The organism is Acidobacteriota bacterium (genome assembly GCA_021161905.1).
Lineage (GTDB): Bacteria > Acidobacteriota > B3-B38 > Guanabaribacteriales > JAGGZT01 > JAGGZT01.
In genome coordinates this window covers 1-23,992 of sequence record JAGGZT010000018.1, presented here as the reverse complement: position 1 = coordinate 23,992, position 23,992 = coordinate 1, and the positions used below count along the sequence as shown (strand labels likewise).

The 23,992-nt window shown below is 47.7% G+C and carries 24 protein-coding genes; 20 read left to right on the top strand and 4 right to left on the bottom strand.

The window, feature by feature from the left end:
• The first annotated feature begins 148 nt into the window (after nt 1–148).
• From J7L64_03485 to J7L64_03460, 6 genes are read left to right on the top strand one after another with little or no spacing between them, the layout of a single operon-like run.
• Entirely contained in the window at nt 149–934 is a 786-nt protein-coding gene (locus J7L64_03485; GenBank protein MCD6451418.1) for a PASTA domain-containing protein, read from the top strand.
• Nucleotides 935–937: 3 nt separating this feature from the next.
• Nucleotides 938–1,600, top strand: coding sequence for a ribulose-phosphate 3-epimerase (locus J7L64_03480; GenBank protein ID MCD6451417.1), 663 nt, complete (start codon nt 938–940; stop codon nt 1,598–1,600).
• Nucleotides 1,600–2,550 carry an NAD-dependent epimerase/dehydratase family protein gene (locus J7L64_03475; protein ID MCD6451416.1) on the top strand — a complete coding sequence of 317 codons (951 nt, stop codon included), beginning with the start codon at nt 1,600–1,602 and terminating at the stop codon, nt 2,548–2,550. The genes J7L64_03480 and J7L64_03475 overlap by 1 nt, the downstream gene beginning before the upstream one ends.
• Complete coding sequence (locus J7L64_03470) at nt 2,551–3,363, top strand: outer membrane protein assembly factor BamD (GenBank protein MCD6451415.1); 813 nt, start codon at nt 2,551–2,553, stop codon at nt 3,361–3,363. It begins immediately after the preceding gene.
• A gap of 44 nt (nt 3,364–3,407) precedes the next feature.
• Complete coding sequence (gene ybgF, locus J7L64_03465) at nt 3,408–4,118, top strand: tol-pal system protein YbgF (protein MCD6451414.1); 711 nt, start codon at nt 3,408–3,410, stop codon at nt 4,116–4,118.
• A 14-nt stretch (nt 4,119–4,132) separates the two neighbouring features.
• Nucleotides 4,133–5,317, top strand: coding sequence for a LysM peptidoglycan-binding domain-containing protein (locus J7L64_03460; GenBank protein ID MCD6451413.1), 1,185 nt, complete (start codon nt 4,133–4,135; stop codon nt 5,315–5,317).
• Here J7L64_03460 and amrA read toward each other — a convergent pair whose 3' ends face one another.
• Nucleotides 5,318–5,869 (bottom strand): AmmeMemoRadiSam system protein A, encoded by a 552-nt coding sequence (amrA, locus tag J7L64_03455; protein MCD6451412.1) that lies wholly within the window; start codon nt 5,867–5,869, stop codon nt 5,318–5,320.
• A 131-nt stretch (nt 5,870–6,000) separates the two neighbouring features.
• Here amrA and gcvT point away from each other — a divergent pair, with 131 nt between their 5' ends.
• Genes gcvT through gcvPB form a run of 4 tightly spaced genes read left to right on the top strand, consistent with a single transcriptional unit; the run spans nt 6,001 to nt 10,333 of the window.
• On the top strand, nt 6,001–7,104 hold the full coding sequence (gene gcvT, locus J7L64_03450; GenBank protein MCD6451411.1) for a glycine cleavage system aminomethyltransferase GcvT: 1,104 nt from the start codon (nt 6,001–6,003) through the stop codon (nt 7,102–7,104).
• A 20-nt stretch (nt 7,105–7,124) separates the two neighbouring features.
• On the top strand, nt 7,125–7,514 hold the full coding sequence (gcvH, locus tag J7L64_03445) for a glycine cleavage system protein GcvH (protein ID MCD6451410.1): 390 nt from the start codon (nt 7,125–7,127) through the stop codon (nt 7,512–7,514).
• Nucleotides 7,511–8,854 (top strand): aminomethyl-transferring glycine dehydrogenase subunit GcvPA, encoded by a 1,344-nt coding sequence (gene gcvPA, locus J7L64_03440; GenBank protein ID MCD6451409.1) that lies wholly within the window; start codon nt 7,511–7,513, stop codon nt 8,852–8,854. The genes gcvH and gcvPA overlap by 4 nt, the downstream gene beginning before the upstream one ends.
• 24 nt (nt 8,855–8,878) lie before the next feature.
• Nucleotides 8,879–10,333: an aminomethyl-transferring glycine dehydrogenase subunit GcvPB gene (gene gcvPB / locus J7L64_03435; protein MCD6451408.1), complete on the top strand. Its 1,455-nt coding sequence runs from the start codon at nt 8,879–8,881 to the stop codon at nt 10,331–10,333.
• On the opposite strand, the gene J7L64_03430 is transcribed toward gcvPB, so the two are convergent.
• Nucleotides 10,266–10,640, bottom strand: a complete 375-nt coding sequence (locus J7L64_03430) for a helix-hairpin-helix domain-containing protein (GenBank protein ID MCD6451407.1) — start codon at nt 10,638–10,640, stop codon at nt 10,266–10,268. The two genes, gcvPB and J7L64_03430, sit on opposite strands and share 68 nt — an antisense overlap.
• 8 nt (nt 10,641–10,648) lie before the next feature.
• The gene (locus tag J7L64_03425; protein MCD6451406.1) at nt 10,649–10,840 is read right to left on the bottom strand and encodes a hypothetical protein; all 192 of its coding nucleotides are present in this window, start codon (nt 10,838–10,840) and stop codon (nt 10,649–10,651) included.
• Nucleotides 10,841–10,993: 153 nt separating this feature from the next.
• On the opposite strand from J7L64_03425, the gene J7L64_03420 reads away from it, so the two are divergent.
• From J7L64_03420 to J7L64_03380, 9 genes are all read left to right on the top strand, one after another.
• Entirely contained in the window at nt 10,994–12,214 is a 1,221-nt protein-coding gene (locus tag J7L64_03420) for a response regulator (GenBank protein ID MCD6451405.1), read from the top strand.
• A gap of 134 nt (nt 12,215–12,348) precedes the next feature.
• Nucleotides 12,349–15,000: a valine--tRNA ligase gene (locus tag J7L64_03415; protein ID MCD6451404.1), complete on the top strand. Its 2,652-nt coding sequence runs from the start codon at nt 12,349–12,351 to the stop codon at nt 14,998–15,000.
• Nucleotides 15,001–15,004: 4 nt separating this feature from the next.
• Entirely contained in the window at nt 15,005–15,838 is an 834-nt protein-coding gene (gene nadC / locus J7L64_03410; protein MCD6451403.1) for a carboxylating nicotinate-nucleotide diphosphorylase, read from the top strand.
• Between the two features lie 35 nt (nt 15,839–15,873).
• On the top strand, nt 15,874–16,632 hold the full coding sequence (locus J7L64_03405; protein ID MCD6451402.1) for a biotin--[acetyl-CoA-carboxylase] ligase: 759 nt from the start codon (nt 15,874–15,876) through the stop codon (nt 16,630–16,632).
• A gap of 12 nt (nt 16,633–16,644) precedes the next feature.
• Nucleotides 16,645–17,412, top strand: a complete 768-nt coding sequence (locus tag J7L64_03400) for a type III pantothenate kinase (GenBank protein MCD6451401.1) — start codon at nt 16,645–16,647, stop codon at nt 17,410–17,412.
• A gap of 109 nt (nt 17,413–17,521) precedes the next feature.
• Nucleotides 17,522–18,700 (top strand): citrate synthase, encoded by a 1,179-nt coding sequence (locus J7L64_03395; GenBank protein ID MCD6451400.1) that lies wholly within the window; start codon nt 17,522–17,524, stop codon nt 18,698–18,700.
• Between the two features lie 102 nt (nt 18,701–18,802).
• Nucleotides 18,803–20,491 (top strand): tetratricopeptide repeat protein, encoded by a 1,689-nt coding sequence (locus tag J7L64_03390; protein MCD6451399.1) that lies wholly within the window; start codon nt 18,803–18,805, stop codon nt 20,489–20,491.
• Nucleotides 20,492–20,522: 31 nt separating this feature from the next.
• Nucleotides 20,523–21,137: a hypothetical protein gene (locus tag J7L64_03385; GenBank protein MCD6451398.1), complete on the top strand. Its 615-nt coding sequence runs from the start codon at nt 20,523–20,525 to the stop codon at nt 21,135–21,137.
• 2 nt (nt 21,138–21,139) lie between these two features.
• Complete coding sequence (locus J7L64_03380) at nt 21,140–21,415, top strand: 4Fe-4S binding protein (protein ID MCD6451397.1); 276 nt, start codon at nt 21,140–21,142, stop codon at nt 21,413–21,415.
• A gap of 28 nt (nt 21,416–21,443) precedes the next feature.
• On the opposite strand, the gene J7L64_03375 is transcribed toward J7L64_03380, so the two are convergent.
• Nucleotides 21,444–22,922 (bottom strand): radical SAM protein, encoded by a 1,479-nt coding sequence (locus J7L64_03375; protein MCD6451396.1) that lies wholly within the window; start codon nt 22,920–22,922, stop codon nt 21,444–21,446.
• 165 nt (nt 22,923–23,087) lie between these two features.
• Between J7L64_03375 and J7L64_03370 the strand changes: the two genes are divergently transcribed.
• Nucleotides 23,088–23,992 (top strand): amidohydrolase (locus J7L64_03370; protein ID MCD6451395.1); only part of this gene is annotated, 905 nt, incomplete at its 3' end.

Here is a 23,992-nt window from a genome sequence, read left to right as displayed (position 1 = left end):
TAACGAAGGAGGGCTTCTTCCTCAGTTTTCCCCATAGGCATAGAACCGATGGGTTCTTCGCCGCTTTATTGGAAAAAGTATCATAACGGAGGTTCGTCCTTGAAACCAGTGGGTCCTTGTGTTATATTTGCTTTTACTTGGAGAGACGATGGTTAATAAAGGGCGCAATAGTATAAATAACCGGCGGTTTCGGGTAATACTTCCACCTCTGGGAGCCAAATTAATAAACATTCTGAAATGGGGGGTGATAATCCTTTCGGTTTTGTTGGTAGGGGCGCTTTCGTTTTGGCTTAGTTTGAAGATAAATATGAGTGGCCGGGAGGTCAAGGTCCCTCGAATAGTAAGGATGAAACCCGAGGAGGCGAGGAAGGTTTTATCCGAGTTTTCCCTAAGGCTTTCTGTTGAGAAACAGAGGAGATTCAGCGCCATCCTGGAGCGAGGGAGGATACTGCTTCAGGACCCAAAGCCGGGTGAGGTAGTGAAAAGGGGGAATCTGGTTAGGGTGGTGTTGAGTTCTGGCTCTGAGAAGAAGATCGTCCCTAACCTCATCGGCAGTTCCACTCGAGGTGCTCAGATAATCATTCAGAATGAGGGGCTCAGGTTGGGAAGGCTTTCTTTTGCTTATTCTCCCTTCCCTCGAGATACGGTGATTGCTCAGGAACCCCTTCCTTCGATGGAGGAATTCCCCGGTGCCAGGGTGGATCTTTTGATCAGCCTTGGTCCTCGGGAGAGAGAGTTTGTAATGCCAAATTTGGTGGGCATCGAGCTGTCGAGAGCGAGGGCTTTTCTTCTCAAAAATGGTTTTCGCATCGCTAACATTAGGAAGAAATATTATCCCGAATTTCCCCCCGATGTTGTTATTCAGCAGTTTCCCCAGGCGGGATATAAGATCAAAACGAGTGAGGTGATAAACCTCTGGGTAAGTGAGGGGTGAAAGATGGTTAAGATCGCTCCCTCAATATTGGCTGCCGACTTCGGACGGTTGGCTGATCAATTAGCTATGGTTGAAGCTGGAGGAGCGGAACTGGTGCACCTCGATGTAATGGACGGAGCGTTTGTCCCCAACATCACCTTTGGTCCGGTGGTAGTAGAGGCAGTTCGAAAGTGGAGCAAGCTTCCCCTTGATGTCCACTTAATGATAGACAAACCCGAGAGATACCTCGGAGATTTTGCCAAAGCAGGGGCAGATATAATAACGGTTCATATCGAGGCAACGACTCATCTCCATCGTACGGTCCACCGGATAAAGGAACTTGGGGCAAAGGCAGGAGTGTCCCTTAATCCAGCTACCCCTCTAACATCGCTTGATTTCATCCTCGATGATCTCGATCTCGTCCTCATTATGTCAGTAAACCCTGGTTTTTGTGGCCAAAAATTTATTCCCTCCTCTCTCAGGAAGATAAGAAGATTGAAGGAGTGGATAGAAAAAAGGAGACTAAAGATGGAGATAGAGGTAGATGGTGGCATTGGTCCTGATAATATCCGCTCAGTGGTGGAGGCGGGGGTAGATATTGTAGTTGCTGGTTCAGCGATATTCCATTCAGAGGATCCGAAGAGGACCGTAGAAAAACTGGTGAAATTGGCTAAGGGAGAGGGGTAATGCGGGTTTTGGTTACCGGAGCAGCGGGATTCATTGGTTCTCATCTAAGCGAGGAGCTTATAAAGAGGGGCTATTCGGTAATAGGGATCGATTGCTTTACTGATTATTATTCCCCGAGGATAAAGGAAAGAAACCTTGAGGGAATAATCGACCATCCCTATTTTACCCTTTATCGAGAAAGGATTCAGGATCTTCCCTTGAAAGAAGTGCTTTCTGGGGTGGAGATTGTCTTTCACCTCGCTTCCCAGCCTGGAGTGAGGGCGAGTTGGGGACGCAATTTTGACCTTTATGTAGAGAATAACATCCGTGCCACTCAGCTCCTGCTTGAAGCCTGCCGTCAAGCTTCAATTAAAAGGTTCGTCTATTCTTCCTCCTCCTCTGTATATGGGGATACCCCCTCCCTTCCTATGCAAGAGGACTCTCTCCTCAAACCGATATCGCCTTATGGGGTAACCAAACTGGCGGGAGAGAATTTGGTCTATCTCTATTACAAAACTTATGGTATCCCTGGGCTTAGTCTGAGGTATTTCACCGTCTTCGGACCGAGACAGAGACCCGATATGGCGTTTCATCGCTTCATTCGGGCAGCTCTTTTGGATGAGGAGGTGAGCCTCTTTGGTACTGGGGAGCAGACCAGGGACTTCACCTATGTGGCTGATGTGGTAGAGGTGACCATAACCGCTTCCTTAAAGGGGACACCTGGCGAGGTATATAACATAGGAGGAGGGAATGTAGTCTCACTCAACGATGCTATAGAGGTCATCGAGAAAATCTTAAAAAAGAGGGTTCCGGTTAATCGAGTTGATTTTGCCCGAGGCGATATGGTGCATACCTACGCCGATACCAATAAGGCAAAGAAGAAACTTGACTTCAATCCTCGGGTTACCTTGGAGGAAGGCTTGCTTGCTGAGATAGAGTGGTTAAAAACCTCAATTCAAAAGGGGGAGTAGATGGGAAGAAGAGAGCGATCAGTTACCACGCTTCTTTTCCTTTTCCTCCTGTTCTTCCTCTTTAGCTGTGGGGGGAAAGAGGCAGAGAAGAAGATCCTTGAAAACTTCACCGATAGAGAGCTCTATCGATTGGGCAAGGAGAAATTCAAGGAGAAGAAATATGATGAAGCAAGGGCTTATTTTACTCGTTTAGAGAGTTATTTTCCTGAGAGCCCTTATCTTAAGGAAGTGAGATTGTTGATAGCCGACACCCACTTCTACCAGGGGGGGGTTCGGGGCTATATTGAAGCATTGGCTGAGTATAAGAGCTATTTGGAGCTTTATCCTACCTCGCCTAAAGCGGATTACGCTCGGTTTCAGATAGCGATGTGCTACTATAAGCAGATGTCTGAACCCACTAAGGATGTCACCAATGCTCGGAAGGCGTACGCTGAGTTCAAGAAATTCCTTGAGAATTATAAGGGGAGCCCCCTTTACCCCAAGGCTAAGAAGAGGTTCCAAGAGGTAAGTGATTGTTTGGCTAAACATGAGTTTGCAGTTGGTAAGTTTTACTATAGATGGAAGAATTATCGGGCAGCTGTCAATAGGTTTAAGTGGTCTCTTAAACATTATCCTGATAGTCTCTTAGGGGGTGAGCTCTATTATTACTTGGGAAAAGCGCTTTATGCCCTGAAGAATCGGGAGGAAGCGGCAGTTTATTTTCGGAAGCTCTTAGCTGAGTTCCCCAAATTCAAGAAGATCGGGGAGGTGAAGAGATATCTTGCTGAGCTGGAAAAGCCTTTCCCAAAGAAGGAGAAGAAACTTTCTCCTTGACAAGGAGAGCTAACCTTAGGTAAAATAAAGAAAAATTGGAAGAAATGAAGAGGAGAGTTTTCATTATTGTCCTTTTTGCACTTATGATGGCGGTAGGGTGTGCCTCGAGCAGGTTGGAGAAGCTCGAGGTAGATATCGATCATCTTAAAAAGGAGATAAGAAGCCTCAATAGGAGTGAAGCTGATTTAATCAATGAGACCAAGAGATTACGGCTCAAAGTGGCGGAGCTTGAGCAGAGGTTGGAACGGGAGAGAAGCGATAGGAAGAAATTAGAGGAGGAGCTTTTTCAGTTAAATCTTAGATTGGACGAGATGGTTAAGGAGATTTCCCCTCCCAGGGAGGAGAAATTGCCCCCCCTACCGGAGAGGAAGAAGACGCCGAAGGAGGTATACGACTCTGCTTATCGTCTTTTTTCCTCCGGGAGGTACGAAGAGGCGGAGAGGGGTTTCGTTGATTTCCTTAAGAGATTTCCCGAATCCGATCTTAGCGATAACGCCCAATACTGGATCGGGGAGATATATTATTTAAGGCGTGATTTTCGACGAGCGATAAAGGAATTCAGCAAGGTCATTAATGCCTATCCCTTTGCCAACAAGGTTCCCGATGCCTATTTCAAATTAGGTCTATGTCATTATAATCTCAGGAACTATCAGCAGGCGAAGAAGTTTTTTGAGCATACTGTTAGGCTATTTCCTCATAGTGAAGCCGCTTCACGGGCGAAGCGGATGCTTCAGAAACTAAAGGAAAGAAAATAATAAGGGGGTGGCGGATGAAGGTGAGGATTTTTAGAAGGAGGGTGAATCCCTTTTTTTCGGTAGTATTTGTATTCTTGCTCTCCGGTTTTCTCCTCCAGGAGGTGCCGAAGCCCCACTGGTCAAAGTACAAATATCCTAAAAAACTCCCCTCCAATGTTAAGGTTCATATAGTGAAGAAGGGGGACACTTTATGGGATATAGCCAAGCTCTATCTGAACAATCCCTTTCTTTGGCCCCAGATATGGCAACTTAATAAGTATATTGAGAATGCCAATCTGATCTTCCCTGGTGATCCTATTATCCTGCCCAAGCTTGAGGAGAAGACCCCCTCTCTGGAGAAGAAACCAACCGAGTTGCCGCAGGCTGAGGTGGTTCCTCCGAAGGAAAAGATGGTTGAGGTGCCGAAGGAGGCGAAGGAAGTTCCTCGAGCGGCGGAAAAGGTCAAGCTCCCTCCCGAAGTAAAGGAGGCGGAAAGGGTAAAGCCTCCTGCCAAAGTTGCTCCTACCGCTATTCCCCTGGTTAATGAAAGCGATCTGTATTGTTCGGAGCTTATCTTCCCCAAAAAAGAATCTCCCAAACTAAAGATTATCGGAGCTCAGGATAGGTATGTGGTGGGGGGGATAACGGGCGATTTCTTTTACCTGAACCACGGTGCGGATAAAGGTTTAAAGGAGGGGGATGTTTTCTTTGTCCTTCGCTATACGAGGAAGATAAAGCATCCGAAAACGGGTGATACCCTTGGTTGGGGAGTGCTTCAGTTGGGCAAAGCGGTGGTAGAGAGGGTCGATCCTAAATCAGCCATTATTAGGATCGTTCGTTCCTCTCATCCAATAAACATCGGTGATTGGCTTCTTCCTGCAGCTGAAGTTCCCCCTGTTCCTCCAGAGGAAGTTCCTCCCTGTCCCGAATTTACGAAGAGGGTGGAGACGGATAAGAAGGGATATGTTGTGAGTATAGATAGAGGTGGAGAGGCTGTCGGAAAGGGGGATTTGGTTCACATCGACCTGGGAGCGGAGGATGGTGTCTCCCCTGGGGACTTTTTCCTCATCTACAACGAGGACCATCCTGGTGAAACCTTTGTTGTGGTAGGACAGCTGGTAGCTGTTCGGGTAGGAGAGAGAACGACCTTATGTAAAATCATCCTTTCAAGGCGGGAAATTAAGGTAGGGCAGCGGGTTAAACGGCAGGTGAAGAAGTAATTACTTTTCTTCTCCAAATACTTGAGCGGAGAAAACCTCTATAGTAGCTCCCTGTTTCCAGGCATCAGGTGGAAGTCCTGCCTTGAGGCAGGTGTATTGAAGAAAGGTATCCCTGTCCCATCCTTCTTCAATTGCTACCTGGGGAAGGAGGAGTCCTTTATTTAGTCCTTTGGTTATAATGAGTCCATGTTTCCCCACTTCTATCTCATTTATGTCTTCTATCCTCTGAGGCGGGGTTAGCACCGAGATCTCGAGCTTTGCCTGCTCGAGTTCAGCTAAGGTAAGAGGAGGGAAACGGGGGTCATTCACTGCGGCAGAGATGGCAGCGTCTATTATCGTTTCGTAGAGAGGGCGAGGGGAAGTGATATAACCAATGCATCCCCGAAGGTGGTGGTTTATCTTTATAGTTACAAAAGCCCCTCCCGACCGATTTAGCCTGGGTTTTTTTGTCTCGAACTTTTTTCTCTTCCCATTTTTAAGGAACTCTTCTATCGCTTCTCGGGCTAACTTGAGTAATATCTTCTGTTCTTCCTTGGTTAGTTGATCCTCCATTTTTGCCTCCCCTTGAGGTAAAACTATCACTTAAAAAATAACCACCTTATCTATTTTACTTGAAATGGGGAAAATGTGGTGCTAAAATTTGCTGTTTGGTTTCTCATAGGGAAAAACTTAAGGAGGCGATGATGAGTGGGACAACTGGGTTGAAGAGAACTCCTCTAAATAAGGTACACCGGGATATGGGAGCAAGGATGGTGGAGTTTGCCGGCTGGGATATGCCGGTATACTACAGCGGAGTAATAACGGAACATCTTGCTGTTCGGGAGAAAGCGGGCTTATTCGATGTAAGCCATATGGGGGAGATAGAGGTAAAGGGCGAGGATAGTCTCTCTTTTCTTCAACGGCTTACCCCAAACGATGTCGCTAAACTCACTCCAGGTAAGATCCATTATAATGCCTTGCTTTACCCTGAAGGTACCTTTGTGGACGATCTGCTCATCTACTGTTTAGGAGAGAAGCATTACCTTCTGGTGGTTAATGCTGCCAACACCGATAAGGATTACCAGTGGATAGTGGAACATAAGGAGGGAAGGGTTGAGGTGATAAACCGCTCTCCCGAGTATGTTCAGGTGGCTATCCAGGGACCAGAGGCTGAAGGGATACTCGCTAAGTTGGTCGATGTTCCCCTGGGTGATATAAGATACTACCGTTTTATCCGAGGTAAAGTCATCGGGGTTGAGGCGATAATATCGCGTACCGGATATACTGGCGAGGATGGGTTTGAGCTCTATTTCTCCCCCCAGTATGCAGAGAAGGTATGGTATGCCCTTATGGAAGCGGGTAAGGATAAGGGGCTGATCCCAGCAGGATTGGGCGCTCGTGATACCTTGAGGTTAGAGGCGAAGATGGCTCTTTACGGTAACGATATCGACCGTACCACCACTGCTATTGAGGCAGATCTCGCCTGGATCGTGAAGATTGATAAAGGAGATTTTATAGGAAGGGATGTCCTAGCGCGTCAATTGAAGGAGGGCGTTTCCCGAAAGTTGATCGGTTTCGAAATGTTGGGGAGGGAGGTCGCTCGTCATGGATATCCTGTATTGATAGGGGGAAAGGAGGTAGGTAAGGTAACCTCGGGGAGCTATGCCCCTTATCTTAAGAAGAATATCGGCTTGGCTTATCTTCCTATAGAATCTACTGAGGTGGGGACAGAGTTCTCCGTTTTGGTTAGGAACAAAGAGGCAAGGGCAAAGGTGGTGCCTACGCCCTTTTATAAGAGGAAAAAATGATGAACGACGGAGGAGAGAAGATGTATCCTAAAGACTATCTTTACACCAAGGACCATGAATGGGTTAAGGTGGACGGGGATATTGGAACGGTAGGGATTACCGATTACGCTCAGCATGAGCTGGGTGATGTGGTCTATGTGGAGCTTCCCAATGTAGGGGATAAGTTCAGGGCAGGCGAGAGTTTTGCCACGGTGGAATCGGTCAAAGCGGTCTCTGAGGTGTATGCCCCGGTCTCCGGCGAGGTGGTTGAGGTGAATGAGACGCTCGCCGATCATCCGGAGAAGGTAAATGAGGATCCCTATGGTGAAGGGTGGTTCGTCAAGTTGAAGATCGAGGTGAAGGAGGAGCTTGACGATCTATTCGATGCCGCGCGTTATGAGGCATACATTAAGGAGGAAAAGGGCGAATGAGACGATACCTTCCTTTGACCGAGGAAGAGATAAGGGAGATGCTCACCGAGATCGGGGTAAAGGATATCGATGACCTTTTTGCCCCGATACCGGAGGAGGTGAGGCTTAGAAGTAAGCTCTCCCTCCCTTCTCCCCTTACCGAGCCTGAGCTTATCCGTCATATTAAAAGGCTTGCTCAGAAGAATGCCCCCCTTGCCGATTACTCTTTCTTTATAGGAGGCGGTGCTTACCGTCATTTCATTCCAGTTGCCATAGATCAGTTGATCTCTCGCTCTGAGTTTTATACCGCCTATACCCCTTACCAGCCGGAGATAAGTCAAGGAACACTTCAGGCTATCTTTGAGTACCAGACCCTGATATGTCAGCTCACTGGGATGGAGGTGGCTAACGCCAGTATGTATGAAGGAGGAACTGCTTTGGCGGAAGCGATCCTTATGGCTCGGAGGATAAACAAGCGTTCCCGGGTGATTATTTCGGAGGCGGTTCATCCTGAGTATCGGCAAGTGGTTGCCACTTATCTGCAACATCTGGGGGCTGAGCTCATAGAGATACCAGTGGACGAGACGGGTAAGACGGATTACGACAAGTTGGCTTCAGAGTTAAACGATGATACCTCCTCAGTAGTGGTGCAGTATCCCAATTTCTTTGGGGTAGTGGAGGAGCTTGCTCAGGTTCAGTCCACCTTAAAAGAGAGGGGCGCGCTCTTCATCGTGGCAATAGGAGACCCCGTTTCCCTTGGCATATTGAAGCCTCCATCCGATTTCGGTGCTGATATCGTAGTGGGAGAAGGACAAGGGTTTGGACTGCCGCTGAGCTATGGTGGTCCTTATCTCGGTTTTATGGCTACTAAGGAGAAGTATGTAAGGCAGATGCCGGGAAGATTGGTTGGTGAGACGGTAGATAAGGAAGGGAATGTTGGTTATGTGCTCACCCTTTCCACACGGGAGCAGCATATACGGAGAGAGAGGGCAACTTCAAATATCTGCACCAATGAATCCCTTTGCGCCCTTTCCGCTGTCATTTATCTCTCCCTTCTGGGAAAGGAAGGGATTCGGGAGGTTGCTATTCAGAGCCTATTGAAATCGGCTTATGCCAAAGAGGCGATATCTCGGGTCTCTGGGTTCAAATTGAGATTTAGCGGAGCCACCTTTAACGAATTTGTAGTGGAAAGCGAAGATGAGCCAGGGGAGGTAAGGAAAAGACTTCTAAGGGAGAAGATCCTGTTTGGTATTCCCTTAGGAAGATTTTATCCCAAACTGAGCAAGACGTTGCTGGTCACGGTTACTGAGGTGAATACTCGTGAGGAGATCGATCGTTTAGTAAAAGCACTGGAGGGCTGAGAGATGAAGGAAGTCACTTGTGGTATGGTAAGGGACGAGCCTCTCATCTTTGAGAGGAGCAAGCCGGGAAAGAGGGGGTTCCCTCTTCCTGAGCTCGATGTTTCGGGGAGGGATGTAGCCGAACTTCTCCCCAAGGGTTACCTGAGGGACGATATAGCTGGTTTTCCTGAGGTGTCCGAGGTAGAAGTGGTGCGTCATTTCACCCGTCTTTCCACCTGGAATTACGGGGTGGATACTGGCCTTTACCCCTTGGGTTCCTGTACGATGAAGTATAATCCCAAGGTTAATGAAAAGGTAGCCCGGGAGGAAAATTTCCTCCTTTCGCATCCCTATCAGCCAGAGGAACTCTCCCAGGGCAATTTGGAGTTGATGTACCAGCTTGAGAGGTTCCTCAACGAGATCACTGGTATGGATCGAACCACCCTCCAACCTGCTGCTGGAGCCCATGGCGAGCTTACCGGAATGTTGCTCATTCGTGCCTATTTAACATCCAAAGGTAATCCCAGAAAGAAGGTTCTCATTCCTGACTCCGCTCATGGGACCAATCCGGCAAGTGCCTCCATAGTCGGTTATCAGGTGGTGAAGGTGAAATCTGATGAGAGGGGGTGTGTTGATTCCGCTGAGCTCGATAGATTGGTCGACGAGGATGTAGCCGCTTTGATGATTACCAACCCCAACACCCTTGGTCTGTTTGAGGAGGAGATCGTTAAGATAGCGGATATAGTGCACAGGAAGGGAGCCCTCCTTTATATGGATGGTGCCAATCTGAACGCCCTCTTAGGTAAGGCTCGTCCCGGTGATATGGGGGTTGATGCCATTCATCTGAACCTTCACAAGACCTTTTCCACCCCTCATGGCGGTGGCGGTCCCGGCAGTGGACCAGTGGCGGTGAAGGAGCATCTGGCTCCGTTCCTTCCAGTGCCTTTGGTTGAAAAAGGTGCCAATGGGTATTACCTCAATTATGATCTTCCTCACTCCATTGGGAAGGTGCGGACTTTCTATGCCAATTTTGGGGTGCTCATCAAGGCTTACGCCTATATCCTCACTATGGGAGCGGTAGGGTTGGAGAAGGTAGCGGAGAGAGCAGTGGTCGCTGCTAACTACCTGCGGGTCAAGCTAAGGGGGGTGTATCATCTTCCTTACGATCGGATCTGTATGCATGAGGTGGTATTTTCCGATAAGAACCAGGAGCAATATGGGGTGAAGACCCTCGATATAGCGAAGAGACTTCTCGATTATGGATTCCATCCACCGACGATCTACTTCCCGCTCATCGTGCCTGGCGCCCTTATGATAGAGCCGACGGATACCGAAACCAAGGAGGAGCTTGATAGCTTTATTGAGGCGATGAAGGAAATCGCCAGGGAAGCGAAGGAGAAACCGGAACTTCTTCATTCAGCCCCTCACATCACTAAGGTCTCTCGTCTCGATGAGGTAGGGGCAGCGCGGAATCCGATCCTCCGCTGGAGGAAGAAATAGGGGAAGAAGAGGAGACAAAAAGGTGTTTTCTTAGGTGGAAGTAGGTGTATTCACCTATCCCCCGAATGAAGAGAATATCCTCCACCCGGCGGAAGGGATGTTCCTTCCGCCATTTTATTATCTCGGCTATGATCTCCCTTTTAAGCAGGGGAAGGCGGAGAAATTCTTCCTCAGTTGCTCGATTCAGGTCTATTTTTGGTGCTATCAGGGGGTAATCTCGCGATTTCTCCCCGGGTAGTCGCGGTTGGCAAAGAGGGGGAGATATTATCAGAAAGAGAAGGAAGCTACAAATGAAGGAAGCTCTCATTATAAAGGCTATTCCCCTTGTTTTCCGGTTTTCTTTTTCACCGATTTTTCAAGTCGGGCAAATATCTCCTCTTTCTGCTCTTCTAACCTTCTGCGAGCCCTTTTGCTTAACTGATGCAACAGGAAGAACACCAGGGCTAAAGCCAGTATAATGAATAACATATGATATAACTTTGTCCCCAATGCCTCGATTAAACTCATTTGACCTTCCTTTTTTATATTTTATTATAGAATATTACCCGGAAAAAGGGGAAGGGATCGTTAAATGCATAAAATACTTGACATATCAATAGATAGGTGATATCCTGTTTTCCAACTAAGAAGAAAGTTATTTGATGCCCTGAGGAGGGTTAGATGCCAAAAAGGTTGCTATTAGCGGACGATAGCCTGACCATTCATCGGGTAGTAGAATTAACCTTTGCCGATGAGGATTTTGAGATCATCTCTGCCCGTAGCGGTACTGAGGCGATAGAGAAAATCAATCAGGAACGGCCCGATATAGTTATTGCCGATGTTAATATGCCGGAGCAGGATGGCTACCAAGTTTGCAAATATATAAAGTCCAACCCTGAGCTTGCTCATATACCGGTGATACTCCTCAAAGGGATCTTTGAGCCATATGATGAGGAAAAGGCGAGAGAGGCGGGTTATGATGCGGTAATCTCTAAGCCTTTCCAGTCGAAAAGTTTCATCGCCAAGGTAAAGGAGACCCTCGCTTCGGCAAAAAGGGAAAGAGGAGAGCCCGTTGAGGTAAGTGCTCCCTCGGTTCCTGAGGTGGGAGGGGAACCCCCGAGGCAGGAGGCTCCTCCTCAACCGGTAGGAGGGGAGATGGCACCACCAGCTTCTGCACCTCCAGAGGAGAAGCTGACGCCTGAGAGGGCAATTGAAGAAGAGAGAAAGACCCCAACTGTTCCTCCTAAGGAGGAAATGGCACCGCCTAAAGCAAAAGAAGAGCCAATTTCTCCACCACCGAAGGTGGAACAGCCTGCTTCACCACCTCCTTCTACTGAGGAAACTGTTCCAGTAGAGCCCTCTCCAAAGGTCGAAGGTTTTGTTCCCCCCTCTGCTCCTTCTTCGGAAGGAGAGATATTCTCTGGCATAGAGGGGCTTAGCGAAGATGAGATACTCGAATTGGAACGCCAACTTGAGGCTCAGGAATCGATGCTGGAACAGTTATCAGAAGGAGGAGAGAAGGAGGTTTCTTCAGAAAAGGTGAGTTCTCCACCGCCAGAGGTTCCTTCTCCACCGAAAGAGAAGGTTGCTCCATCTCCACCCCCAGCAAAGGAGGAAACACCCCCGAGAGAGCCTTCTCCACCTCAGCCGGCAGCGGGGGTGGAAGCTCATAAGGTAGAAGAAAAGGTGGAAGCGCCCCCGGAGGCTTCGGTTCCTCCTAAAGTGGCTGAGGAGGCAAGGGAGGGCGTCATTCCCTTAACTGATGAGGCGATCGAGCAGATAGTGGAGCGGGTAGTGGCTAAGCTCTCGGACAAAGCGGTGAGGGAGATAGCTTGGGAAGTAATACCTGAACTTGCGGAACGGCTGATAAAACAGGCAATCGAAGAGATAAAGAAGAGCTAAGGTTATATAAAAGCCTGGCTTAAAAAGAAAGTAGGAAGGTCCTACTTTTTTATTTTGTCCCCCCATAGTTGACTTTAAAAAAAAGGCTGAGTAAGATAAGGAGGTCAATTAGAAAGTTGAGGGGTGATAGGAAGTTGAAGGAAGAAATCGAGTTGGAGAAATTCTATGATCCAAGGAAGATAGAGAACAAATGGTATCCATTCTGGCTTAAACACGATCTATTTCGAGCAGATCCGGGATCAGAGAAACCTCCTTTCTCTATCGTCATCCCCCCACCAAATGTCACCGGCTCTCTCCATATAGGGCATGCTCTGGTCAACATCCTTCAGGATATTATCGTCCGTTTCAAGCGGATGAAGGGGTTTGATGCCTTATGGATTCCAGGAACCGATCACGCGGGAATCGTGACCCAGTATGTAGTGGAGCGGGAGTTAGCGAGGGAGGGTTTGAGGAGAAGGGAATTGGGTCGCGAGGAGTTTGTAAGGCGTGTCTGGCAGTGGAAGGAGAAGAGTGGGGGGAGGATAGTGGAGCAATTGAAGAGGCTTGGCGCTTCCTGCGATTGGTCCCGGGAGAGGTTTACTCTGGACCCCGATTTATCCCGGGCGGTGCGCAAGGCTTTTGTCACCCTCTATAATGAAGGGTTGATCTATAGAGATTATTATCTGGTAAATTGGTGCCCTCGATGTCAAACGGCTCTTTCCGATCTCGAAGTAGAGCACAAGGATACCGAAGGGAAGCTTTACTACATAAAGTATCCTCTGAAGAACGAGAAGGGGTATTTGGTGGTAGCTACCACCAGGCCTGAGACGATGCTCGGGGATACCGCATTAGCGGTGAATCCTAAGGATGAACGTTATGCTCATCTTATCGGGAAGAAGGCGATCCTTCCCATAATAGGAAGGGAACTTCCCATTATCGGCGATGGGTTTGTCGATCCGGAGTTCGGCACGGGAATAGTGAAGATTACCCCAGCTCATGACCCAAACGATTTTACTGCTGGCAAGAGACATAACCTTCCCCAGGTAAGGGTTATAGACGATAACGGAAGGATGACGGAAGAAGCAGGGCCATATGCAGGGCTCGATCGTTACCAGGCGAGGAAGAAGCTTCTCTCCGATCTCGCCGATATGGGGCTGATCGAGCGGGAGGAGGATTACCATTTTTCCTTAGGCCACTGTTATCGTTGTGGCACAGTGATTGAGCCGTCTCTTTCTACTCAATGGTTTGTAAGGATGAAACCGCTTGCAAAAGAAGCGATTAAGGCAGTTTCTGAGGGAAGGATTAAGATATTCCCCGAGGTTTGGAAGAAGACCTATTTCGAATGGTTGAGAAATATCCACGATTGGTGTATATCCCGCCAGATCTGGTGGGGGCATCGAATACCTGCTTGGTATTGCGATGAATGCGGAGAAATAACCGTGGCAATGGAGGATCCAACATCCTGTTCCCATTGCGGGAGTGAGAGTATTCACCAGGATGAGGATGTACTTGACACTTGGTTTAGCTCTGCCCTTTGGCCCTTCTCCACTCTTGGTTGGCCTCAAAAGACCAAGGAGTTAACTCGATACTATCCCACCTCAGTACTGATCACCGGCTACGATATTCTATTTTTCTGGGTGGCACGGATGATAATGATGGGGCTTAAATTTATGGGGGATGTTCCCTTCTATAAGGTATTCCTGAATGGACTGGTTCGGGATGAGCGTGGGGAGAAGATGAGCAAGTCCAAGGGCAATGTGGTTGAGCCGGACGAGCTCATCGAGAAGTATGGGGTGGATACCCTCCGCTTTACCTTAGCCGCCCTTACCGTTTCCGGCACCGATATCCCTTTATCCTTAAAGCGGATGGAGGGGTATCGTCACTTCGTTAACAAGATCTGGAATGCCGCCCGGTTCACCCTTATGAACTTGGACCAAGATTTTACCCCTGATCTCTCTTCTCTCAAGGTGCAAAATATCGTCAACCGGTGGATATTGAGCCGATTCTCCAAGATATCTAAACAGCTAAACGATAATCTTGAAGAATTCCGTTTTCAAGAGACGGCGAATCTCATCTATCAATTTACTTGGCATGAATTCTGCGATTGGTACATTGAGATGGTTAAGCCACTTCTTTCCTCTAAGTATGAGGAAGAGAGGAAGGAGGCTCAGTCGGTTCTTCTTCTTGTTCTTGAAGGAATATTGAAGCTACTTCATCCCCTTATGCCCTTTGTGACTGAGGAGATATGGCAGAAGCTTCCCCATCAGGGGGTCTCGATTACGGTTGCTCCTTACCCCGAGAGAAACCCCGAGTGGGAGGATGAAGAGGCAGAGAGGATCTTATCTTTGCTCCAGGAGCTTATAGTTAAGATAAGAAATGTCCGAGCAGAGATGAATGTTCCTCCAGCTTCGTTTGTCGAGGTCTATCTCCTTGGAGATGATGAAGAAAAACTTAAGGCACTTGCTGAGGTTGAGGAACACATCGAGCGGTTAGCGAGGGTAAAAGAGGTTCACTTTGGCAAGGAACCTAAAGAGAAGAAACTTTCCGCTCGCAGTGTGGTTCAGGACATAAAACTTTTTATCCCCCTCAAGGGGGTGATAGATCTCGGAAGGGAGAGGAAGAGGTTGGAGAAAGAGATAAAGAAGACTGAGGAGGAGCTTGTTAAGGTAGAGCGTAAACTTTCCAATGAGGATTTCCTGAAGAAAGCACCGCCTGAAGTGGTAGAGAAGAATAAGGGGATCTATGATGAACTTATGACCAGGCTTTCTAAACTTAGGGAAAGTTTGGAAAGCATCAAGGAGAGTTAAGTTTATGATACCCCGGATCATTCTTGATGGGATTATCGAAAGGGCTCTTTCTGAGGATATTGGAAGGGGGGATATCACCACCTCTGCCATCGTAAGAGAGGAGAGGGAAGGGAGTGGCGTTTTCCTCGCTAAGGAGAGCTTTGTCCTTGCCGGGCTTTTTGTGGCGAGGAGGGTGTTTGAGATACTCGATCCGAAAGCGAGCTTTTTGGCTAACCGAGGGGAGGGAGATGAGGTTGAAGAAGGCGAGGTGATTGCGGAAGTAACGGGTTCTGTCTCTTCGCTTCTTGCTGGAGAGAGGGTTGCTTTGAACTTCTTGCAGAGGATGTCCGGGATAGCCACCTTAACGAGGAAGGTGGTGGAACTTACCAACGATTATCCTGTTCTCATTCTCGATACGAGGAAGACCACTCCCGGATTAAGGATTCTTGAGAAGTATGCCGTTCGAGTAGGAGGTGGGAGAAACCACCGTTTTGGGCTCGATGATGGAGTGTTAATAAAGGATAATCATATAAAGATCGCTGGTGGAATAAGGGAGGCGATTTCCCGGATTAAACAGTGCCTTCCCCATACTTTGAAGATAGAGGTAGAAGTTAGCACCATTGCCGAACTAAGGGAGGCTATTGAAGCGGGTGCTGATATAGTTATGCTGGATAATATGAGCAAAGAGGAGATAGTAGAAGCGGTTAAGATAGCAGAAGGACGGGTAAAACTTGAGGTATCGGGTGGAGTGAACCTCGATAATGTAAGGGAATATGTCTCCCTTGGCATCGATTATATCTCCTTAGGGATGTTGACCCATTCCTTTAAAAGCGTCGATATAAGTTTCCTAATCAGATGATAGAAAGGAAGTTAAGAGAGATCAGTCCTGCCTTATTGAAGGAGAGGCTAAAGACGAGGTTTTTGGGAAGGGAGATCATCTATTTTCCCTCCGTTAGCTCTACCAATTCCTATGCTTTAATGCTGGCAGCAAACGGTGCCCCTGAGGGGACGGTGGTTATCGCCGAGGAACAGACGAGGGGTAGAGGGCGATGGAATCGGAAGTGGCATTCGCCTCCTTTGGTTGGCCTTTATTTTTCCCTTATCCTTAAAGGGAAGACATCTAAGGAGAGCATCGGTGTGCTCAGCCTTCTTTCCGCTATCGTGGTTGCGGAGGCAATAGCCGAGTTTATTCCCTCTAAGCCAGACCTTCGGTGGCCCAACGATGTGCTGATTGGAGGAAGGAAGGTCGCTGGTATTCTCATTGAGGAGGTGAAGGGGAAGGGATTGGTGGTCGGGATCGGCATAAATGTCAACCAGGCGAAGGGCGATTTTCCTCCTGAGCTTTGGAATGAAGCCACTTCCCTTTTCATCGAGAGCGGTTGGACCATTGAGAGGAATGAACTCTTTCTCTCCCTAATGGAACGGTTTGAACATTGGTATGAGATTTTTAGAACCAATGGTTTGGAGGAGATAGTGAATAGGTTTGAGGAACTTTCGAGTTATTCCCGGGGGAAGAAGGTGAAGCTTTTCTTAAGAGATGGACCGGTAAAAGGAACCACGGGAGGGCTTTTCCCCGGGGGTGAACTTAAGGTATTGCTCCCGGGTGGGGAGGAGATTAAGGTCTCTGCCTCTGAATTGGTTAGGCTTCAGTGAGTGAGGGAGGATATGCTTCTTGCCATTGATGTAGGGAATACCGCGATAAACTTTGGTGTTTTTAGGGGGGAGGAATTAGTGGCGAATGGAAGTGTCGCTACGGTACGCAACCGGACAGTTGATGAGCTAGGGCTTCTCTTCTTGGAGCTCCTTACCATAAAAGGCATTCCCTCAGAGGATATAGATGGAGCGGTTCTCTCCTGTGTTGTTCCCCAACTACTTCATTCCATAGAGGATATGGTGGAGCGATATTTTGGTTTAAAGATATTGGTGCTCAAGCCAGGGGTGAAGACGGGGATGCCTATACTTTACGAGAACCCTCAGGAGGTAGGGGCGGATCGAATAGCGAACGCGGTTGCCGCTTATAATAAGGTTGGAGGTCCCTCCGTGGTGGTGGATTTTGGAACCGCTACCACCTTCGATGTTATCTCCAAGAAAGGGGAGTATTTAGGGGGATTAATCGCCCCAGGACCTGATATTTCAGCAGAAGCTTTGTTTATTAAAGCGGCTAAGCTTCCCCGGGTGGAATTTGCCAAACCTTTGGAACTCATAGGAAAGAATACGGTGGCGAGCATTCAAGCAGGTCTTTTCTATGGCTATTTAGGTTTAGTGGAAGGTATTTTGGAACGGCTCATTGCCGAGTTGGGTGAGAATACCAAGGTAATTGCCACCGGTGGATTGGCGGTAAAGGTTATGCCGGATCTTCCTTTGATCAAAAGGCTCGAACCTTATTTGACCCTAGAAGGCCTTAGGATAATTTACCAAAAGAATCGCCATTGATTGAAATTTAGACTTGATTTATGGGGCGATCTGAGGTACGATTCTCACTGCTCCCCAAGGGGGAGTAGTAGTTTATTGTTAAACTCACGGAGTCATAGGAGGTCTTAAGATGGCTGAGAAGCCTAAATATGTAGGTAAGTTTGAATGGCCCGTCACGGTAGAGCTCAACAAAGGGTTAGAGGGTGCTATTACCAATGCTACCAAGATAGGTTATATCGACGGGCAAAAGGGGTGGTTGGTATATCGGGGTTATAACATCTTCGATTTGGCGGAGCATTCCACCTATGAGGAGACCGCATACCTTCTACTATTTGGCGAACTTCCCACTAAGAGCCAGCTCGATGAGTTCGATGCGAAGCTCAAGAAATACCGCTCCATTCCCAAAGAAGTGATCGATACCCTGAAGCGGGTACCGAAGGATGTACATCCAATGGCAGCGCTCCGCACCGGTGTCTCTGTTCTCGGCTGTTTTGATCCCAAAGCCGACGATACCAGTGTAGAAAACGAGACGGAGATAGGGATAAAATTGATCTCTCAGATGGCTACCGTTGCTGGTGCCATCGCTCGGATCAGGAAGGGTGAAGAGCCTGTTGAGCCCGATCCCAATCTATCCCATGCCGCTAATTTTCTCTATATGTGCAATGGAGAGAAACCCGATGATTATTTTGCCCGGGTGATGGATGTGGCTTTGATCCTCCATGCAGATCATGGGATGAATAACTCCACCTTCACCTGTATGGTAGTCAATTCGACCTTGAGCGATATGTACTCCAGCATCGTTGCAGGTATCTGCAGTCTTAAGGGACCTCTTCATGGCGGGGCTAACGAGCGGGCACTGGCAGCTCTCCTTAAGCTAAAGGATGAGAATGATGCGGTGGCTTATGTGAAGGATGCCATTGCCAAGAAGCAGAAGATAATGGGTTTTGGCCATCGGGTGTACAAGGCTTACGATCCTCGGGCTAAGGTGCTTGGGAAGTACTCCGAAGAGGTGACCAAGAGAATGGGGAAGGAGTATCTCTACAAGGTTGCGAAGAAGGTCGAGGAGGAGGTTATTGCCGCTTACGGTGCCAAGGGGATATTCCCCAATGTTGATTTCTATTCCGGTACCATTTACTACGCGATGGGCATAGAGCCCGCTATGTTCACTCCGATATTTGCGGTTGCTCGGGTTGCTGGCTGGGCAGCTCGGATCCTCGAATATCTCCCCGAGAATAGGATATTCCGTCCTCGCGCCGTTTATGTGGGAGAATTAGAGAGGAAGTACATCCCCTTAGAGGAGAGAGGATAAAAGGGAACTTGTACTAAAGCCCGCCTCTCAAAAGGCGGGCTTTTTTTCTTTGTTTTCCCTTATCGCTTATGATATAATTTAATGATACAGAGCTAGGAAAAGATGGCGGAAGAGATAAAGTGTCCTAGGTGTGGTCATATGACGCCAGGTGGAAAGGGATATTGTATCCATTGTGGCGCTTCCCTTGAGAATGGGATGTCTGAGGATAACCCCTCCTCTCTTTCCCAAGAGGCTCCTTCCCTTGAAGAGGAGGAGGCTCTCCCCTCTTCCCTAATAGAAGGTATCTTCACCCCCTATGAGGAAGAGGAATTAGCTTTTCCTGTTCTTGGCGAGACAGATCAGTTTACCCCGTTCAAAAGGGGGGAGGTGGTCAACGACCGTTACGAGGTATTGGAGATCATTGGCCGAGGGGGGATGGGTATTGTTTATAAGGTTTTTGATCGAACATTAAAAGAATTCATCGCCTTGAAGGTTCTTCTCCCCAGCTTGATGAAGAGTAGAGAAGCGGTAGAGAGGTTTAAAAACGAGGCGAAAATATCCCTCCAACTCTCCCATCCTAATATAGTACGGGTACGGGATCTGGGAGAGGCTGATGAGATCAAGTTTATCTCTATGGAACTTCTGGAGGGTGTTAACCTAAGGGAATGGATGAATGCGAAGAGAAAGCGAGGGGAGGAGATTGAGATAGATGAGACGATAAGGATCATCAAACAAGTATGTGAGGGGTTGAATTACGCCCATAAGTATACCGTCCACCGGGATATAAAGCCGGAAAACATTATGGTGCTCGATAACCTCAAGATCAAGATCACCGATTTTGGTATTGCCAAGCTACTCACCCCGGTACAATTTGCCTCTACCTTGATGACCTTAGGGACCGCCTATTATATGGCTCCAGAGCAGAGTCTCTCCTCAGGAAATGTCGATCATCGGGCAGATATCTTCTCCACCGGGGTTATTTTTTATGAGCTTCTTACCGGTAAACTTCCCATAGGCCGTTTTAAGCTTCCTTCTGAAGTGAAGCCAGAACTCGGTTCCAGGATCGATGGTATTGTGACTAAAGCGTTGGAACCAGAGCCAAAGGACCGTTATAGCAATATCTATGAGATGTATCGTGATCTCCTTCTCTTTGAGGAGGAGATGCAGGGGATAATTGCGAAGAGGAGACGGGAGCTTGCCCGGAAGAGAGGGGAGGAAGAGGTACCCCTTCATCTCGAGCCCGATTTCTTTGTGCACTTTGATCTTGGAGTGAAGTATCAGCAACAAGGAAGGTATGATCTGGCGGTAGAGCAATATAAAAAAGCCCTTGAGATAGAGTACAATTATGCTAAGACCCATAACAATTTGGGTAGTGTTTACTTCTTGATGGAGAAGTATGATCAGGCTATCCAAGAGTATCAAGAGGCGATCGACATAAAACCTGATTACGCAGAGGCTTATTACAACTTGGGGCTGGCTTATGAGACGATAGGCAAACTGGAAGAGGCGGAGAAAAACTACCTTGTGGCAGCGCGGTTTAAACCAGACCATCCTCAGGTTCACAAGAGCTTGGGCGATATTTACAAACGGCTCAAGAAATATGAAAAGGCGATGAAAGAATATCAGAGGGCACTTAGGGTTACCCCTGATGCCCCTGACCTCCACAATAGATTGGGAAATGTTTACTTTCTCTCTCAGCAGTACGAAAAGGCGATAGAGGAATATGAGAAAGCGCTCTCTTTAAAACCTGACTATGAACTTGCCAAAAAGAACCTAGAGAAAGCCAAGAAATTGGTGGGTAAACAGGGCTAAGGAAGTAAAAATCTAAAAGGAGCATTTTAAGATGTTTTTGATGTTGGCAGAAGAAACGGTCACCAAGGCGCTTGAGGTATGGACCCTTCAGAACTTAGCTGATATTACCATTGTCCTTACCATACTTGCTTTCTTGATCCACATTGGCAGGCCCTATGCCCTTCGGATCTTGAACCGGTTTACCCTCCGGGTAGCAGCTGACATTTGGTGGCTCATTTATGTAATTAGTCGTGATGGTTCCATACTTCTTTCCGTTGTCTTCGGCTTGATGTTTATCAACCTCGATATTATGCAGGATATAAAGATCGCGGTTCCCTTCTTCCCCTTCGCGGTTCTTCTTATGGCGATCGTACTTCTCATTAAGCTGGCTACTGATGTCGATAATAATCCCAGGATGTTTCGGGTGGTTACCTTTCTCCTTGGGTTAGCTGCGCTTCTCAACTTTGTAGGCTTTACCTTGGTGATGGAAGCAGCAAGCCCCGTCTGGATGAAGCAACTCAATCAGCCGTTTTGGGCTTCGCTGAGAGCACTTCGTTCCAATCTTAATCCTCATCTCTCTATGGTGAGCTTCTATATCACCTTCCCTGCTTTGTTAGTGGTTGGGTTTATCGCCTTAATCGTCTTATTCAGGCGGAGAGAAAAATAGCGATGGCTTCCCCTTCTCTCAAGTTAGAGAAAAAATTGTGTATAAGCTGTGGTATCTGTATGGATATCTGTCCCCATCAGGCGATAGATATGACCCGAACCTCCTATATCGGGGTTGAGGGAGATATAAATAAGGTTATTCCGGCAAAGCAGTGGGAGAGCGAGCGGAAGCCGAAGTCGTGGATGATGGAATATCCTTGTCTGGTATTCCCCGAAAAGTGCACCCGGTGTGATCTCTGTGTTCGGGAGTGTCCGGTATCAGCCCTTTCCCTCACTTGAAAGAGGGAAAGGGCTGATTACCTTATTCTCAGCTAACCCTTAGTTTGGAGAGGGAAGAAGGTGCTTTGTTCTTTTCGGGAAGGATATATTCTTTCTCCCAGATGGGATCAGTAAGTTTTCCCACCGTATCCCCATAGGCGGATAATTTATCGTAGTACTTTTTATCCTTAATAGCCTGTGCCGCTTCCTCGTTTACGGGTCTTGCTTTTATCTCTCTGATGATTCGATACATAACCCGATAGTGATCACGGATAGGACAGGGACGGAGCTGATTCCCTACCTCATCTTTAGGCTTTAAATAGGAGTACTCTTTTTGCCATTTCCTTATCCTTTCGAAAAAGGGGGAGAAGAGAACGGTATTGAGATCACCGCCATTTTTATAGACCTCGATTATATTATGGGTGGAGTAGGGGACAAACACACAGGGCATCACATCTCCATTCCAGTCAATGTAGAAGTATCCTCCCCTTCCTCTTCCTGCTGAGATACATCCGTCGCTTACCGGTCCCGAGTTCCAGAAATCGGCGATGAAGACGCCCAAGTTTCTGTTCAACTCCCTCATCTTATGGAGCATGTAAACTCGTTGTTTCGGACTGACCATAAGATCGAAGTTGTAACCCCGGCCTATGGGCATATATTGAAAGATCCAGCCATAAATTGCTCCTTGTTTTTTGAAGTAGAAATCGACGAACTCTTCAGACACCACCAGTTCTGCATTATTTCTGGTGGCGGTGATCGAGATACCAAAGGGAACGCCGTATTTCCTTAGATTTTCAAAAGCACGGAGTATCTTCTTAAAGGTGCCCTTTCCCCGCCTATGATCGGTCTCCTTCTCGAACCCCTCTACTGAGATGGCTGGGGTGATGTTTCCTACCTCCTCTAATTTCTTTGCCATCTCCTCATCTATCACTGTGCCATTGGTATACATCAGGAAGAAGTTGTCGCTATGTTCTTTGGCAAGCTCGATGATCCCTTTCCCCTCGCTTCTCCAGAGAAGGGGTTCCCCACCGGAGATTACGGTGAAGTAGGAGTTCCATAGTTCCTTTTTCTCTCTTATTATTCGAGAGACGATGTGGTAAGGTAATTTCTCCGAAGTGGCGCTCGAGCTTGCAGCATAGCATCCGATGCAGTTGAGATTACAGAACTTTCCCGGAGAGATGGTGAGGAACTTTGGCGGGGTGAATCCGTATTTTCGCTCAAATTTCCTTATTTTTTCCTCACTCCTTCCTAAAACGAGGAGGAAGAAGTTGAGGTAAGCTTTCCTCACATTTTTGGAGATGCGGTTGTCCTTTAGAGCTTTGTCGAAACTATGGATCATATTTCGCACGAGGACGAATTTATCCTTTTGAACCGTAATGGGTCTTTGAGTGAGGTTCTTCTCGATTAACCGTTCGTAAGCCTTCTTCTCGGCATAGTTGACGAGCGTCTTCCGGATAAATTCAGCAGAAAGGAGAGGATCTATCGCTCTAGAGAGAAGGTGAGCAATTTTAATACCCGTTTTTGCCATCTTTTACCCCTCATCGCTTCCTTGTTTGGTAAGGGTAGGTGTTTTAAATTTAGAATAGCCATCTTCAAATGTCAAGAAGGAGCCGATTTTATATTAAAAAGTGTTCCTTGCTATTTGCTCAGATAGTAGAATAGTAAGTGAGGTATTTGAGATAAGGAGGGTGAGATGAGAAGAGGGCGGTTGTTATTTCTTTTCTTGGTAGTTTTTGCCTTTTCTTTGGCAAGTTTTTCCTATGGATTGGCAAAAGGGGATAAGGAGAAGAAGGAGGCGATATCCTGGGTTGAGGAGAACAAGGCAGAGCTGATAAAGATAAGTGATACTCTCTGGAGTTATGCAGAGACCGCGATGCTCGAATATAAATCTTCCCGTTTCCTCATCTCCGAGCTTGAGAAGGCTGGGTTCAAGGTGGAGAGGAATGTAGCGGGGATGCCCACTGCTTTTATTGCTACCTATGGCAAGGGGAAACCGATTATTGGCATCTTGGCGGAATACGATGCCCTTCCCGGCCTCTCTCAGAAGGCGGTTCCCTATAAGGATCCGATAAAGCCTGGAGCTCCAGGGCATGGATGTGGTCACAATCTATTCGGCGCTGCTTCGGTAGGCGCTGCGATGGCGGTGAAATATGTAATGGAGAAGGAAAAACTTCCGGGCACCATCCGTCTCTATGGTTGTCCTGCTGAGGAAACATTGGTCGGTAAGGTGTGGATGGCACGGGATGGTTACTTCAATGACCTTGACTGTGCTTTGGTATGGCATCCGGGTACCAAGAATCAGGTTTCATACGGAAGCTCAAGTGCGATGAACTCCTTTACCGTTACCTTCTATGGAAAGTCGTCTCATGCTGCTGGCGCCCCTTGGGAGGGAAGGAGTGCTCTTGATGCAGTTGAGATAATGGATGTAGCAGCTAATTTTCTAAGGGAGCATGTGAAGCCAACGGTGCGCATCCATTATGCGATAATTGAAACCGGCAAGGTGCCCAATGTAGTTCCTGATAAGGCTACCGTTTGGTACTATGTCCGCGATGTAGATCGGAAGGGTGTGGAGGAGGTCTATAACCGCCTTCTCAAGAT